Source organism: Limnochorda sp. L945t (assembly GCF_035593305.1).
In the GTDB taxonomy this organism is placed as follows: Bacteria; Bacillota; Limnochordia; order Limnochordales; family Geochordaceae; genus Carboxydichorda; species Carboxydichorda subterranea.
The window spans coordinates 2,329,528-2,344,823 of sequence record NZ_CP141615.1 but is presented as its reverse complement, the minus strand read 5'-3'; the positions used below and the strand labels follow the sequence as shown (position 1 = coordinate 2,344,823).

At 68.7% G+C, this 15,296-nt stretch carries 11 protein-coding genes; 5 read left to right on the top strand and 6 right to left on the bottom strand.

What is annotated here, in order from left to right:
• The first annotated feature begins 1 nt into the window (after window position 1).
• The 5 genes from U7230_RS10840 (at window position 2) to U7230_RS10820 (ending at window position 8,161) form a co-directional block, all read left to right on the top strand.
• Window positions 2-4,048: a DNA translocase FtsK gene (locus tag U7230_RS10840; protein WP_324715858.1), complete on the top strand. Its 4,047-nt coding sequence runs from the start codon at window positions 2-4 to the stop codon at window positions 4,046-4,048.
• 45 nt (window positions 4,049-4,093) lie between these two features.
• A complete protein-coding gene (locus tag U7230_RS10835) occupies window positions 4,094-4,843 on the top strand; it encodes a class I SAM-dependent methyltransferase (protein WP_324715857.1) in 750 nt (249 codons plus the stop codon).
• A 79-nt stretch (window positions 4,844-4,922) separates the two neighbouring features.
• The gene (locus tag U7230_RS10830; protein WP_324715856.1) at window positions 4,923-6,098 is read left to right on the top strand and encodes a glycosyltransferase family 4 protein; all 1,176 of its coding nucleotides are present in this window, start codon (window positions 4,923-4,925) and stop codon (window positions 6,096-6,098) included.
• Window positions 6,089-7,225 (top strand): exo-beta-N-acetylmuramidase NamZ family protein, encoded by a 1,137-nt coding sequence (locus tag U7230_RS10825; protein ID WP_324715855.1) that lies wholly within the window; start codon window positions 6,089-6,091, stop codon window positions 7,223-7,225. Before U7230_RS10830 ends, U7230_RS10825 begins: the two co-directional genes overlap by 10 nt.
• A 15-nt stretch (window positions 7,226-7,240) precedes the next feature.
• On the top strand, window positions 7,241-8,161 hold the full coding sequence (locus U7230_RS10820) for a coenzyme F420-0:L-glutamate ligase (RefSeq protein WP_324715854.1): 921 nt from the start codon (window positions 7,241-7,243) through the stop codon (window positions 8,159-8,161).
• Window positions 8,162-8,271: 110 nt separating this feature from the next.
• Here the strand turns inward: U7230_RS10820 and U7230_RS10815 are convergent, their stop codons facing one another.
• The 6 genes from U7230_RS10815 to U7230_RS10790 form a co-directional block, all read right to left on the bottom strand.
• Window positions 8,272-9,057, bottom strand: a complete 786-nt coding sequence (locus tag U7230_RS10815; protein ID WP_324715853.1) for a glucosamine-6-phosphate deaminase — start codon at window positions 9,055-9,057, stop codon at window positions 8,272-8,274.
• Window positions 9,054-10,130: an N-acetylglucosamine-6-phosphate deacetylase gene (locus U7230_RS10810; RefSeq protein ID WP_324718232.1), complete on the bottom strand. Its 1,077-nt coding sequence runs from the start codon at window positions 10,128-10,130 to the stop codon at window positions 9,054-9,056. The genes U7230_RS10815 and U7230_RS10810 overlap by 4 nt, the downstream gene beginning before the upstream one ends.
• Window positions 10,131-10,288: 158 nt before the next feature.
• Window positions 10,289-11,323 carry a PLP-dependent cysteine synthase family protein gene (locus U7230_RS10805; RefSeq protein ID WP_324715852.1) on the bottom strand — a complete coding sequence of 345 codons (1,035 nt, stop codon included), beginning with the start codon at window positions 11,321-11,323 and terminating at the stop codon, window positions 10,289-10,291.
• A gap of 7 nt (window positions 11,324-11,330) precedes the next feature.
• Complete coding sequence (locus U7230_RS10800; RefSeq protein WP_324715851.1) at window positions 11,331-13,532, bottom strand: heparinase II/III domain-containing protein; 2,202 nt, start codon at window positions 13,530-13,532, stop codon at window positions 11,331-11,333.
• Window positions 13,533-13,576: 44 nt separating this feature from the next.
• On the bottom strand, window positions 13,577-14,386 hold the full coding sequence (locus U7230_RS10795; RefSeq protein ID WP_324715850.1) for a sugar phosphate isomerase/epimerase family protein: 810 nt from the start codon (window positions 14,384-14,386) through the stop codon (window positions 13,577-13,579).
• Window positions 14,383-15,270, bottom strand: coding sequence for a carbohydrate ABC transporter permease (locus U7230_RS10790; RefSeq protein ID WP_324715849.1), 888 nt, complete (start codon window positions 15,268-15,270; stop codon window positions 14,383-14,385). Before U7230_RS10790 ends, U7230_RS10795 begins: the two co-directional genes overlap by 4 nt.
• Window positions 15,271-15,296 lie beyond the last annotated feature (26 nt).

Genomic DNA, 15,296 nt, shown 5'->3' with positions numbered 1-15,296 from the left:
CATGCAGGCGGCACGCTCTGAGCCGCAAGGCGGGGCACGCCCGGCAGATGCCTCTGAGCTCGACCGGCGCATCCTCACCGGACCCGACCCGTTCGAGCGCCGGACGGTGGCTTCGGCGTGGGAGGCTCCGCTCGAGGCCGACGTGGCGAGCATCCACGCGGCAGAGACCGAGCGCCTGTTGCAGCTCGTCGAGGCGGTACGGGCCGACCGCCGGACGCGCTCGGTCATGGTCGTCGGGCAGCCCGGGTTCGGCAAGACGCACCTGTTGGGCCGACTGAAGGCCCGGCTCCGCATGCCGGCGCTGTTCGTCTACGTGACGGCTTTTTCCGACCCCGAACGCCCCTACCGGCATCTCATCCGCCAGCTGGTGACGAGCCTCGAGCAGCAGATCGCCCCCGGTGCCGGCCAGCAGCTGGCGGCCGTCGTGAGGGCCGTGACGCGGCTCGACCGGCGCCAACTGGTCGCCCGGTACCCGGGGATCGACCTGGACGTCGTGCGGGCGGTCGAGCTCCTTTCGCACCGGCGGCTGTGGCAGCGGGCCCGCAGCTGGCTGTCGGGTAACGAGATGGATCCGCAGGACGTGCGGGCATTGGGCCTGAGCCACGCCCTGGCGACGGAGGAGGACGTGCGGGGCGCCATCGTGACGCTGGCCCGGATGCTGGCGGGTTGGGGCCCGGTGGTGATGGCGTGGGACCAGCTGGAGTCCCTGGCGAGCAGCCCAGCCGAGCCGGGCCTGGCCATTCTCGGCAACCGCCTCATGACGCTGCACGACGAGGCCCCCAATTTGCTGCTCGTGCTGGCGTGCCTGGACAAGACGTCGACCGAGGCCGCCAGGGTCTGGCCCCAGTCGGTCCAGGACCGCCTGGCGGGCGAGATCATCGGGCTGAGGGGGCTCACGGCCGAGCAAGCCCAGCAGTTGTGCGACTTGCGGATGCGGGTCCTGTACGGCCGAGAATCGCCGCCCTGGACCGCGTACCCGTTTCGCCACGAGTTTTTTGCGGAGCTGTTTCGCCCGGGCGCGGCCGGCCCGCGCAAGGTGCTGGCCGAGTGCAGCGACGCCTTGCGCCGCATGCGGGCGCTGGGCCAGGTCGTTCCGATCGTCGCCCCGGGAGCAAGGACGGATGAAGCGCCGGGCAAGCAACCCGGCCCACCGGAGGAGCGCCCACGAGAGCTCCGCGAGGCGCTGCGACTGGAGCTGGCAGAACGGGCCCGCCGGAAGCTTGCCGTGCGCCACCCGGCCGCCCGGCCGCCGCTGCCGGCCGAGGGGGCCCAGGTGGCCCGGACCGTCCAGCGGCTGCTGGATGAGCTGGGCCGCAGGCGCCGCCTTGCCGGCGGGTGGAGGCCGGTGGGCGCCGAGGTGCGCCCGGGGCCCGTGCGCGGGCAGCCGCCCGTGGTGCTGGTGCGCTTGGAGCGGGACGGCAAACCGCTGCACGTGGGCATCGCCGTCGTCGACACGACCAGCGGGCAGAGCTTTGCCAGGCAAATGCAAGCCCTGGTACAGCAGCTTCGGGACGGCCGGCTCGATCGGGGCATCGTGGTGCGAGAGCGCCGCCTCGGCGTGCCCCGCGGGTGGAAGCAGGGCCGCGAGTACGTGCGGCAGTGGGAGTCGCTGGGCGGCCGGGTCGTCGAGGCCGGCGACGAAACCATGGCCGGCCTGGAAGCCCTGTGGTCGTTGCTGAGCGAGGCCGACTCGGGGGATGTGGCCCTGCGCGGCCGGCCGGTCGAGGCCGGGGAGGCGTTGGGCCATCTCGTCGAGGACGGGGCCGGCGAGGAGATCCTGGGCGAACTGCTGCAGGCGCTCGAGCAGGTGGCGGGGACTGCGACGACCACCAGCGAGAACGTTGCGGAGCCTGGCCGCGAGCCCTCGCTCCCCGCCCCGGCCACGGCGGAACGGGAGATGGCGTTCTCCGTGAGCGAGGCGGTCGCCGCCCTGGCGTGTCCTCGCTACTTCGTCCTGAGCCAGGGCCGGCGCCCCCTCACGGAGGTGCGCCGGTCGTTTCCGCTCGGGGCCACGTTGCACCGGATGGTGGCCGATTTCGTCGCCCACCTGCCCTCGGCGGCGGCCGCGCCCGTTACCGGCGAGAGCGACGGGAGCCCGGCCCCTTATCCGGGCGAAGATGCCTGGGTGGCGGTGGCCCGGCGCAGCTTGTTCGACGTGTGGCGCCGCGGCGAGGGCCGACGCGTACCGGAGGCCGAGGCCGATCGGCTGTGGGCCGTCCTGGAGCGGGCCGTCCGGTTCTTGTGCCGCCTGCTGGCCGAGGTGGGCCGCGAGCACGCGGCCGGGGGCGGGTGGTGGCCGCTAAGAAGCCGGCGCCGTGGGCTCGATGTGCGCTCGGAGGTCCCGATCGAGCGGGTCGTCGAGCTCGGCGACGGCCGCCGGGCCTCCGTCCGCGGCGTGGCCGACGTCGTGGTGCGGCGCAGGGACGGCCGTGAGGTCGTCGTGGAGTTCAAGACCACTCCGCCACAGGATGCGCCGCTGGACCTGTTCCAGGTGGCGCTCTACAGCTGGCTGCTCGAGGACCGCCCCGGCGAGAGGGGAGGCCGGCGGGCCGCGCGCCGGCCATCGGGAGCGGCCGCCCCCGCCGTCGAGCCGGTGCTGGTCTACGTCACGCCGGATGGGACGGTGGTGCGTCGCTTCGAGGGGGCCGACGTGACCGCCACCATCGAGCAAAAGCTGCGGCCCTTCGTCACTCAGCTGGGGGAGTGGGCTCGCTGGCGGCCCGGCGACCCTCCGCCCCCGGCAAGTCGCCTGCCCGGGCTCTGCGAGGCGTGTGTCTACCACCCGCCCTGCCCGGACGTCTTTCCACCGTATGCGGCCACCTCGACTGTCCCAGCGGCTCGCCAGACGGGCGCGTCCTCTCAAGAGACGGCGGCGAGCGGCGAGCCGGTCGCCGGCGAGGTGGGGACCGGCGAAACGGTGGACGTCGAAGCGCGGCCTGCCGGCGTGTCGCAGCCGGCGGAGCTCCCCGTGCAGGCGCGCCAGCTCGAGGAGGTGCTGCGCGCGTTCGGCTGTGACGTGCGCACCGTCGAAGTCCAGGAAGGGCCCTCGTTCCTTCGCTACAAGATGGCTCCCGAGAGCCGCACCACGGTGGAGCGCATCCGCAGCCGCGCGGAGGACCTCAAGGTGCGCCTGAATCTCCCCGAGGAGCCGATGGTGGACAGCGTGGCGGGCGCCATCGCCGTGGACGTGGCCCGAGGCGTTCCCGCGACCGTCCGCCTTCACCAGCTGCTCGAGCGATCCGGCGGGCCGGCGCCCGGCAATACTGCTTCGGGCTCGGAGGGCGTCCGGCAGGGGGCGGTTCGCAGCGTTGCGATCCCACTTGGGGTGGGCCTCGGGTGGGCGGTCCATTTCCTCGACTTCGCGGATCCCAACACGCCCCACCTGCTCGTGGCCGGCACGACGGGCAGCGGCAAGAGCGTGTTGTTGCTTTCCATGGCCGCCTCCATCGGCGCGCTGTACGGCCCGGATGGCGTGCAGCTGCTCCTCGTCGACCCGAAGCAGGTGACCTTTGCGCCGCTGCACGGGTCGCCGTTCTTGCTACGCCCGCCGGTCCTCGACGTGTCAGGCATCCTCGAGGCCCTGGACCAGCTCATCGAGGAGATGAGGGGCCGCTACGCCCGGCTCAGCGCCTCGGGCGTGCAGACGGTCTACGACGGCCCGAAGCCTCTGGCGCCGCCGATCCTCTGCATGGTCGACGAGTTCGCGACGCTGGTCATGACGTCCAGGAAAAGCCGGGAGGCCTTCGAGCAGCGCGTCCTCGAGCTGGCCAGCAAGGGGCGGGCCGCCGGCATCCACCTCGTGTTGACGACGCAACGGCCGGACAGCACCGTCGTCTCCGGCGCCATCAAGGAAAACCTCCCGGCCCGGATCGCCCTGAAGGTGAGCAGCCGGGTCAGCTCGCAGGTCATCCTCGACCGCCCTGGGGCCGAAACGCTGGCGGGCAAGGGCGACATGCTCTTCGTGGTCGGCTCCGGCCAGCCGGTGCGCCTGCAGGCTCCTTACGTCACTCCCGAGGAGGCTCGCCGCTACCTGAGGATCGGGTCGTGAGGACCGCCAAAGGCCGGAGCACGGCACACGGAGGGGGTGGGACCCATGCCCGAGCAAGGGGGTTCTCATGCGGGTACGTACTCCGGCTACGACCCCCTGGCATGGTTTTACAACCGCTACTGGGGGGAGTACAGCGCCCGGGTGTTGCCCGTGGTGGAAAACCTGGTGCTTTCCATGCTTGCGCCCGGCGCCCGCATTCTCGACCTGTGCTGCGGCACGGGCCAGATGGCGAGGCTGCTGACGGACCGTGGGTACCAGGTAGTGGGGATAGACGGTTCGGCGCAGATGCTCGCCTTCGCGCGGCAAAACGCCCCAGGGGCGGAGTTCGTGCAGGCCGACGCCCGCTCGTTCAACCTCGCGCCGAGCTTCCACGCGGTGCTTTCGCTGTTCGACAGCCTCAACCACGTCATGTCGCTGGACGAACTGGCGGCGGTCTTCCGCAACGTCTACGCCGCACTGGTGCCGGGCGGCCGGTTCCTGTTCGACGTCAACACCCGGGCGGGTTATGAGACCCGATGGACGGGTTCCTCGTCCGGGCTCGTGGGAGACGACCACGCGCTCATTCAACGCTCGAGCTTCGACCCGTCCCAGGGCGTTGCCCGTATGGAGTTCACCTTGTTCCGCCTGGAGCAGGGCGCCTGGCGACGCACGGACCTGGCCCTCGAGCAGCGGGCGTACGCCGAGGAGCAGGTGCGGGGCGCGCTGGAACAGGCGGGGTTCTCCACCGCCGCCGTCTATACCCCATGGGGCCCCGGCCGGGCGTTCTACCTGGTGGACAGGCCGGAGCAGCCCTGAGATCATACGCCACGGGATGTGACGATGGCAGTGCATGCGGCCGGCGACAATGCGGCGTAGGTCCGGGACGTGGACGACTTTGACGGCACGGATCCCCTGGCCCGGCCGGCTCGTCTACGTGCTTCCGTACCTCGGTATCGGTGGTACCGAGTACCACGTGCTCCACCTGGTGCGCGCGATTGCCTGGCGCGAGCCCCCTCGCGTCGTCGCGCCCGATGGGCCGCTCAGGCCGGAGTTCGTGGCGGCTGGCGCCCGGATGCACCTTTTCGACGACCTCACGGGCAACTGGTGGGTCGGGATGCGCACTTTCCGCCGGGCGCTCGGCGAGGCGCTCGCGGAAGGCTCGGGATCCGCGGCGCCGGTAGCCGGCACGAGGGCCTCTTCCATCGTGCACGTCCACGGGGCAGCCGAGCTGCTGTGGCTCGCCTACCGGCAGGCCCGGAGGCAGAAGGCCCCGGCGCGCTTTCTCTTTACGAGCCACGGCTACTTCGGCCCCGGCGCACGCACCAGTTACAGGCTGGCAGCCTGGATCCTGCGGCGGCTGAGGGTGCCGGTCATCGCGGTCTCGCAAGAGGAGGCCCGGCGCCTGCAGAAGGCCGGGCTGCCGCCCGGGCAGCTGCGCGTGGTGCACAACGGGGTGCCGGATCCCCTGCAACAGCCTGCCCCGGCGTGGCCGTTCGGCGACGGGCGTCCGCGAGTGCTCTTCGTGGGGCGCCTCGCGGAGCAGAAGGGCGTGCGCCAGCTTCTGGAAGCTTTCGAGCAGGTGTCACCCGCAGCTCCTGGGGCGCGTCTTGTGATAGTGGGCGCAGGGCCCCTGGAGGCGGAGCTGCGCGAGCGGATCAGGCGCTCCGAGAGCCTGCGAACCCGAGTCGAGCTGGCAGGGCCGGTACCGGGCGCCGCGAGGCTCATGGCCCATGCCGACGTGGTCTGCATGCCGTCCCTGGACGAAGCCTTGAGCCTGGTCGGGATCGAGGCGCTTGCTTGCGGGCGGGCACTGGTGGCGAGCCGCGCGGGCGGCACGGGCGAGCTGATCGAAGACGGGACGAGCGGGGTGCTGGTGCCTCCGGGAGACGTCACGGCGCTGGCCCGGGCGCTCGAGCGCGTGCTGGCCGACCCCGGCCTTCGCGAACGCCTCGGGGAGGGCGCCCGGCGGCGCTACGAGACAGCGTTCACCGTGGAGGCGATGGCGGCGAAGACCGCGGCGATCTACGCCGGTTCGGAGAGCCGGCCGGGAGACGGCAGGGCATGGCGGTAACGGTGGGGCTCGACGTCGTGCTGGAGGATCCGGGGCCGCTCGCGGGCAAGCGCATCGGCCTCATCACCAACGCCACGGCCATCAACCGGGACTGGCGGCACATCGTCGACCTCTTCCGGCAGGACACCCGGTGGGAGCTTCGGGCCCTCTTCGCTCCGGAGCATGGCTTTCGCGGGGCGGCCACCGGCGAGGTGGGCCATGCCAGGGATCCGGTCACCGGCCTGCCGGTGTACAGCCTGTACGGCAAGACGCGGCGGCCTACCCCGGAAATGCTCGAGGGCCTCGACGCGCTGGTCTTCGACGTCCAGGATGCCGGCGTACATTTCTATACTTACGAGTCGACGATGGCGTATGCCATGGAGGAGGCGGCTCGCCACGGGCTGCTTTTCGTGGTGCTCGACCGTCCCAACCCCATCGGCGGCCACAAGGTCGAGGGGCCGGTGGTCGAGGAGGGCTTTACCTCGTTCGTGGGGGCCTACCCGGGCATCCCGATCCGCCACGGCCTGACCATCGGCGAACTGGCCCGCTACGTCAACGAGGAGCATCACCTGGGGGCCCGGCTCTGGGTCGTGCCCATGCGGGGCTGGCGGCGCACGATGTGGTACGACGAGACAGGCCTACCCATCTGGGTCATGCCGTCGCCCGGCATGCCCACGCTCCACACCGCGACCGTCTATCCGGGTGCCGGGCTGCTCGAGGGGAGCAACCTCTCCGAGGGCCGCGGAACGACCCGCCCCTTCGAGCTCGTTGGGGCACCCTACGTGCGGCCCGAAGAGTTCGCGAGCTACCTCAACGCCCGGGGGCTGGAAGGCGTGGTGTTTCGGCCGGTCGAGTTCGTCCCGCAGTGGGGGAAGTACGCGGGCGAGGCAGTGGGAGGCGTCCAGATCCACGTCGTGGACAGGGAGCGGTTCGACGCCGTCTCCGCCGGGCTGGAGATCCTGGTCGCGGCGAAGGCCCTCTACCCGGGGCAGTTCCAGACCCACGCCTATCTGGACGAACTCGCAGGCAACGGCTGGATCCGGCAGGGCATCGAAAGCGGGCTCCCGGTGCGCGCACTGCGTGAACGCTGGCAGCCGGGGCTCGCCGCCTTCCTCGAGAGGCGGCGGCGCTGCTTACTGTACGAGTAGCGGAGGGCCAACGCCGTGAAAATCGAGCTTTTCGGGCTCCCGATGCCGGAGGTGCGGCCGGGGGATGACCTGGGCGCCTTGCTCGTCGAGGGCGCCCGGCGCGCCTGCGGGGGCCTCCAGGCCGGCGACGTGCTGGTCGTCACCAGCAAGATCGTCTCCAAGGCCAGGGGGTACCTGGTAGAGCTTCGCGACGTGCGCCCCTCTGCAGCCGCCCGGCGTCTTTCGGCCCGGACGGGGCTGGAGGCCCGGTTCCTGGAGGTCGTGCTGGGCCAGTCCGATGCGGTGCTGATGGTGCTGCCCCTGGCCGAGTTCGTTCGACAGGGTGTCGTCACTCCGGCCCAACTCGGCTCGGACACGCTGGCCGTCCAGAGGCTGATCGAGCGGTTCCCCTACGAGGTCTTCACCCTGCGTGGTGGCGACGTCTATTCGAGCGCTGGGGTGGACGCGTCCAACCACCCGGAAGGGCAGGTGAGCTATCCCCCGCCCGATCCTGACGAAGAGGCGCGCCGGTTGGCCGGAGAAGTGCGACGCATCACGGGCCTGCACGTACCGGTGGTCATCACCGACACCGAGTATACCCTCGGGCTGGGCACGCAGGACGTGGCTCGCGGCTCTTACGGGATCAAGCCCGCCGCCGGGAAGTTCGGTGCCCCCGACCGGATGGGCAAGCCCAAGTTTGGCGGGGCGGATCTGGTGACACACGAGCTTGCGTCGGCGGCAGCGCTCGTCATGGGCCAGACGGCCGAAGGCTTTCCCGCCGTGGTGGTGCGCGGCGTACCCTACGAGCCCTTCGACGGCGGCATGGCAGCGTGGCGGCCGGCACCCGAGCAGGCGGGACGCATCGCCCGCCTCACTCTGCGCTATTCGGTACGGGTGCTCGGATGGCGGTGGCTTCTCGGGCTGGCACGAGCCGTACTCTCCGGGCGCCACCGATGAGTCGTCGGCCGGTGAATCGCCCGTTGGTCATCCACCGGCGGTGGACGGGAGCCGCCGCCGGGTCTCGGAGCCAGTCGCGTCGACGGGCCGAGTCTGCCCTGCGTCGACATCTACAGCTCCGAAGCCGACGCCACGTCGGCAAACACCGCTGCGTCGGGATGCCGGCGCAAGATCGACGCCGGCAGGCCGGGGGTGATGGGCCCGTACAAGGCCTGACGCAGCACGTGGCGCTTCGTGGCTCCGGGTACGACACAGACGATGGACCTGGCGCCCATGATGACGGGTACCGTCAGGGTCAACGCGTGAAGCGGTACCTCTTCGAGGGACGCGAAGCAGCCGTCGTGCACCTGTTGCTCACGGGAGCGAGGATCGAGTTCGACGACCCGCACCAGCTCCCGATCCTCGAAGTCGGTCATCCCGGGCTCGTTGAACGCCAGGTGGCCGTTTTCCCCGATCCCTGTAAGAGCCAAGTCCAGCGGAGCCTGGGAGAGAAGCGCTGCATAGCGGCGCGCCTCCGCCTGCAAATCGGCGGCATTGCCGTCGAGGAAGTGGACCTCGCCCGGGCGAACCCGTGCGAACAACCGTTCGCGTAAGAACCGTCCGAACGACTGAGGCGCGTCCGCAGGGAGGTTGACGTACTCGTCAAGATGGAAGGCCGCCACGCACGACCAATCGATGACCCTCGACGAAACCAACGCATCCAAGAGCTCGTTCTGCGACGGGGCCGAGGCAAAGGCGACCCGGGCCTGGCCTCGGGATGCTATGGCATTCGTCAGGATACGTTCAGCCCGAGCCGCAGCTGCCGCTCCCATCTGCCGTCTGTCCTCGTAGACCTCGACAGTCAGGCCATCGACCCGGAGGACTCGGACCGGCTGCATCTCATGCCCCCGCCTCATGCGAAATCACCTGCTGTGTAAACTACCTGTCCCTTGACCACCGTGGCGAGAACCTCGACGGCGGCATCTTCCCCTAGCCGGAACAGGGTAAGATTGGCCTCCATGCCCGAGCAGAGTCGTCCCGTCCGGGACGTCAGGGCAGCAACCGCGGCTGGCGTTTCCGTCACCATTCGGATCGCGTCCGCCAGCGGAAGGTCGGCCATCCGCATGGCGTTGGCAACCGCCAGGTCGAGGCGCAGCGCCGATCCTGCAAGGTATGGGGTACCGAGCAGCTGCACCTTGCCTTGCGGGGTGAGTTCCACCTCCCTGCCCATTAAGGTACGGATACCGGGGGCTTCCCCTGCCGCTGCCACGGCGTCTGTGATGAGAATGCTGCGGTGCACCCCTTTGGCACGGACAAAGCTCTTCAAAACGCTCGGCGGAAGGTGGAAGCCATCCGGGATGAACGTAGCGTACAAGTCGTCCGCCGCGAGCTGCTCCCACAGGTAATTCGGGTGGCGGGGAAGCTGGGCGTGGGCTCCATTTCCCAGGTGAGTGGAGAGCCGCGCACCAGCGGCCACCGCGGCACGGATCTGGTGACCGTCGGCACCCGTGTGACCGATAGCCACTGTGACGCCGCTGGCCACCGCACGTTCGATGAAATCGATAGCTCCCGGCCATTCGGGTGCCAGAGTGATGAGGCGTATCTTGCCACTCGCCGCCTCCTGCAACCGGCAGAACTCATCCCAATCGGGCGGCCTCACAAATGCTGCCACATGGGCGCCGCGCGGCCCGTCCTCCGGCGAGATGTAAGGGCCCTCGAGGTGAATGCCTGCGATGCTGGCCGCGGCCAGACGGGACTGCAAGTCGAGGTGCGGCGCAGCCTCCACGAAGTCCGCGAGGGCCTTCAGCGCACCCTGAAGGCGCTCGAAGGGCGCACTGACGAGAGTCGGAAGGAAGAGAGCCGTTCCCGTAGCCCAAAGCGCCCGGATCATGACGACGAGGGACTCCTGCGACAGCGCTTCCCCATTGAGGTCCAAGCCCGCGAACCCGTTGAGCTGGAGATCCAGGAAGCCCGGGCTGATGTAAGGCACTCGACCGGCGCGTATCGAGTCCCTGTTGCCGTCGGGCTCTTGCGACACAGGATGGACCCCGCTGACCCGAGATCCTTCGATCCGGACACACCAAAGCCCCTCGCGTCCAGGGATGCGACCGACCCACTCGGTCCCGGGCTCTTTGGGTCGCAACAGGCTCAACGAACGACCGTCAGTCGCTGCACACACCGTTCCTGCCACCACTCCACCGGGCCATCTGGCCCCTGGGCGTCGAACCCTACGCCGGCGCGACCGTAGAGTCCAGTGCTCAGGTATCGCAACGCCGTATCCGGCAAGACGGTAACGATGGTCTCCAACTCGGGATAGGCTTCGGCCAGCTTCAGCGCCGCTGCCACGTTGGCCCCAGAGGAAGGGCCCACGAGCAGGCCGTGGCGACGTGCCAGCCATCGGCACGTGCCCAGGGCCTCTTCGTCGCTGATCAGCACGAACCCGTCGACAACCTCTCGGTCGAAGATCTCGGGGACCAAGCCGTCGCCAACACCCTCGATCACATGCGCGCCTTTCTGTCCCGTGAGATAGGTGGCACTGCTCGTGGGTTCGCCCGCAAAGCAACGGATGCGGGGATCCCGCTCCTTCAGGTAGCGCGAAACGCCGGTGACGGTGCCTCCGGTTCCCATCATCGCCACGAACGCGTCCAAAGCGCCGCCCGTCTGCTCCCAGATCTCGGGCCCGGTCTCCCGGTAATGCGTCTCCACGTTCTCCCGGTTGACGAATTGATTGATGAAGAAGTACCGGCCCGGATCGCCGGCCATCAGTTCTTTCACGCGTGCGATCGCTCGCTCGATATCGCTTCCTGACCCTTGCGTAAGCTCGAGGCGCGCCCCGAGAGCCTCGATGATCTGGCGCCGCTCCCGGCTCATCCCTTCGGGCATGACGATGACCGCGTCATAACCCCGAACGGCGGCAACCAGCGCCGTGGCAATACCGGTGCTCCCGGTACTGGCCTCGATGAGCGCCATGCCAGGCTTCAAGAGCCCATCCTTCTCTGCCTTTTCCACGATGCGCTTCACGACGCGGTCCTTGGGACCGCCGCTGGGGCTATAGAACTCTGCCTTAGCCAGTACCCGGCAGTTCGGTTGCCGGTCGCTGCGTATCTCCACGAGAGGTGTGCTGCCCACGAAATCCAGGATGGAACCGCCCCGGTTCGGGCTGCTTCGTGCTACGCCTGGCATTGCTGCTTCACCTGCCTGTCTCCCAAACGGCCGTGACCGGCGCCCCAGTGCTGATGAGCGTGTCCTTTCCCATCCTCACGTTCCCAACGGCGATCCCGGCTATGACCCTTGTCACTCCATGGTCCCGGCTCACGTAGAGGAGCTCGGCATCGGCTTCGATCTCTTCGCCGGCCACCACGGCTCGAACGAGCCGTGCTCGTCCCTGGGATTGCGCAGATGCCGCCGCTGAGTTCGTTGCAGGGTCGCCCGTGTCCGCCGATCGAAGAAGCAGCACGTCCAGGCGCTCTCCATCGAACAGGGCGAAGGCCTCCCCTCCGGATGCCGGAAGGCGCTCGAGCTGGGGAGGCGGGTCGCTTTCGTATCGCGGGTAGAGGAAGGTCACGTACCGCGCGTCTTGCCCGTTCGACGTCGCCTTCAGGTAGACATGGTCGAACGTCTCCCGAGGTACGTAGTTCGTCGGGCCTGTCGCGGACGTCAACTGCACGGAAGGCGCGGCGAACCAGATGTCCAGGGAAACATTCCGACCCCGGTCGTTCGGGATCGTCCATGTAGCGCCGTCAGGGCGCATGTCAAGCTTGCCGCGATCCGCCCGGCCCAGATGGATCTGCCAGTCGTACCTGTGCTCACCGTCAGAGTGCAGGTCGTCTACCACGATGAAGTACTCGCGGCGAGCGAACAAGACCGTCCTCCGGATGTCCACGTCGACCTTGTCGTAGTGCATGCGAACCCGGGCGATGTCGGCTCCTCGGGCCGCCAATGTCAGGTCGAAGTAAGCGGGATCCTTGACCTCGCTGTAGCTCCATGCCACCTCGGGACTGGACTGCCCGTCCACGATGACCAGGTTGTGAGCGTATGGCGATCGGATCCAGTAGTGACGCCGGTCCGGGTAGTCTCGGCCATCCCCGGGGTCGATGGCCAGGTACGCGCCCCGTGAGAAGAGCAGGAAGCTGGTCTGGTCGGGCTGTTCGTGGGAGGACCGGTCGGGAACGTGCTCTGCCAGGAGCAACATCATGGTGGCATCGTCGTTCCAGCCGCTGCGCAGGACGGCATACCCGCCCTCCTCGAAAAACTGCGTCGGCTCCCACCGGGGCGGGGCCGCGCTCGCCTCCATCGCGGGTTCGTAGAAAATGATGGCCAGCACCTGGTCTCCGGCCGGCACGGGACGGCCTTCTTTCTGCCAGGCCCACATGTACGCGGGCGCCTCTTCCGGGTACTGTGATGCCACCCAGTGGTGCATTCCGGAGGAGTAAGCGGCGGGTGCCCACCCTGTGTCGACGCTGGGCTGGCTACCGTCCGGGAGCATGGTCTTCACGAGCCACCCGAATAGGTTACGCACCTGGGGGTATCGGAAGTAGTCCACTCCGCGCACGCGCTTCATGGCGTACAGATACGGGATGAGCATTCGAAAACTGTCCTGGGCATAGCTCGAACCCTCTTTGTACACGCCGTCTGCAGTTACCATCTGGGAGAGATAGTGATCCACCACCCACCCGGATTCGCCAAAGAGATCTGCCTGCGCGTATGCGGCCCACTCCTCCGCGCTGCCCAGCTCCGGGTCGTCGAAGTCACCGAGGGCCAGGGCTGTGACGCCAAGACCCGCGTCGTTGCGGAGCCGGAAATTCACAAGGTTCCAGTAGGGGTTGGCCTTCTGATCCTCGGGTCCTCGTAAACCGTCGTAAATGATCTTGGCAGCCTGAGCGATGAGGGCCCGGGCGCGCCGGTCCTCTTCCTCGTTCAACAGCCCCGCACCGGCTATCCAGTCGTATGCCAGGGCCGTCTGCATGGTAAGCTGCGGCCATCTCCACGGGAAGTCGCCGGGGCCAGGCCGCCACTGGACCGACCTGTCGATGTTGAGGAGAATCTCCCTGGCCTTGAGACCGTAGCGGTCGTCATCGGTGATGAGGTACGCGAAGGCCAGATCCAGGACGTCGTAGCGAAGGTCGCGCTCGGAGGTCTTCTCCACGACCTTCGACAGGGCCCGTTCGGCTCGCTCCCTCACGGTTGCCCACCAGGTCGCTGCCACGCCCGACTGCACCTTTTCCCGTAAGCGGGGAATGTCGTCTTTTCCGAACAGGACGTACGGGCGCGAACTCTGCCCGGCAGGTCTGGCCAGGTTCTCTCCGGCCCGGGTGGGCAGCGACGCGACCGAGAAACCCGCAGCCAGACACGCCGCGAGCAACGTCACGCGAAGACAGGACCGCACGGCCATCCCCTCCCTGACATACGAAGCGCCCGGCCTGCGAAGACGTCCCTTCAGCCGCCCAAATGATGCAGGAAGGCAATGCCGCTCCGCAGCCGGTCCTCCACGGGCTGTCCCGAGAAATCCTCGAGGGAGAGCCACCCGTCGTACCCTGCGCGGCGTAGCTCCGCCGCGACGGCGGGCCATTCGACCTGCCCCTGCGCCAGAGGGGCGCTCTCGCACCGCCAGCGCCCGTCGGGCCCGCGTAGCCATGCGGCGTTCTTGACGTGGACGTGGGCCAGGTACTCTCCGATGAGCTCGAGCCCCATCCGCCAGTTCTCGAACCCCTCGTAGATGAGATTTGCTGGATCGTGAATGAGCCCGACATGGGCCGGGTCGAATCCCTCCACGAGGCGGCGTGCCAGGCCGGCGCTGGGCGTGATGCCTCCCAGATGGATCTCCACTGCGGCCTTCACTCCGTGGCGGCGCGCCGCGGCCTCGGCCTTCTCGAGACCCCGGCGTGCCCTGTCGAAGAGCGTCCCATACGGCGTGGACCCGTCGTATGCCGGCGCCCAGACCCGGAACAGCCTGGCGCCCGCCAGCTCGGCAGCCTCGGCGACGCGTGCGAGCTCTTCGAGCGCCTGCTCCTCTCCCTCGCCCAGGGCCCCGAGCTCGACGTACGCAGCCAGGGCGGGGATCTCGAGCCCATGGTCTTCGGCCAGCCTGCGCATCCTCGAGGCGGCGGCCGGCAACTCCACCGGCGCGAAGTGCCCGCCGGGGTGCACCCGCCACTCGATCCCGTCGTACCCGTACCGGCCGGCGAGCTCTGCCGCTTCTTCCGGCCCGTGCTCGGCCATGATGATGCTGCAAACCGAGTACCTCACGCCTTGAGCGCCCCCTGTGTGAGCCCGTGGATGAAGTGCCGCTGGAGCATCAAGAATAGGACGAGGATGGGTAGGTCGGCCAGGAACGTGACCGCCATCAGCTGGCCCCACTCCGTCGAGTACTCTCCCTGGAACATCCGGATGCCCAGCGGCAGCGTGAAGGCACTGCGGTCGTTGAGCACCAGGAGCGGCAACAAGAACTCGCCCCAGCTCTGCACGAAGACGATGATGGCCACCGTAGCCAGAGCCGGCCTGGCGAGCGGCATCGCGACCCTCCAGAAGATCTGGAACTCCCCCGCGCCGTCGACCCGGGCGGCCTCTTCGAGTTCCAGGGGGATGTCCGCGAAGAAGCCCCGGAGCAGAAAGACGCCCAGGATGGAGGCGAGCCCCGGTGCGATGACGCCGGCCAGCGAGTTGAGCAGGCCGAGGCTCCTGAGGATGAGGAACAGCGGCACCAGCGTGAGATGGAACGGGATCATGAGCGTCACCAGCAGCAAGACGAACACCACGTCCTTGCCGGGAAAGCGCAGGCGCGCAAAGGCGTAGGCTGCCATGGCGTCGGCCAGGACGTTGGAGAGCGTGATGGACCCCGTCACGATGGCGCTGTTCAAGAACCATCGGGCCACAGGGGTGCGGCCGAACGCCGTGACGTAGTTGTCGAGGGTCGGCGACTGCGGCCAGAGGGTGGGCGGGTACGCGAAGATCTCCCGCATGGGCTTGAACGAGCTCGTAATCATCCAGAGAAACGGTAGGGCCATCGCGAGGCCGATGGCGACCAGTGCGCCCGTGAAGAGCACGCCGCGGGCCGTGCGGCGCACCGCCGGAGACGCCCGGCGTGCTCGCTTCGACCCCTGTACGAGTTCCAGACTTTCTCGGGCGACCATCTCATGCTCCTTGTCCGTTACCGCCA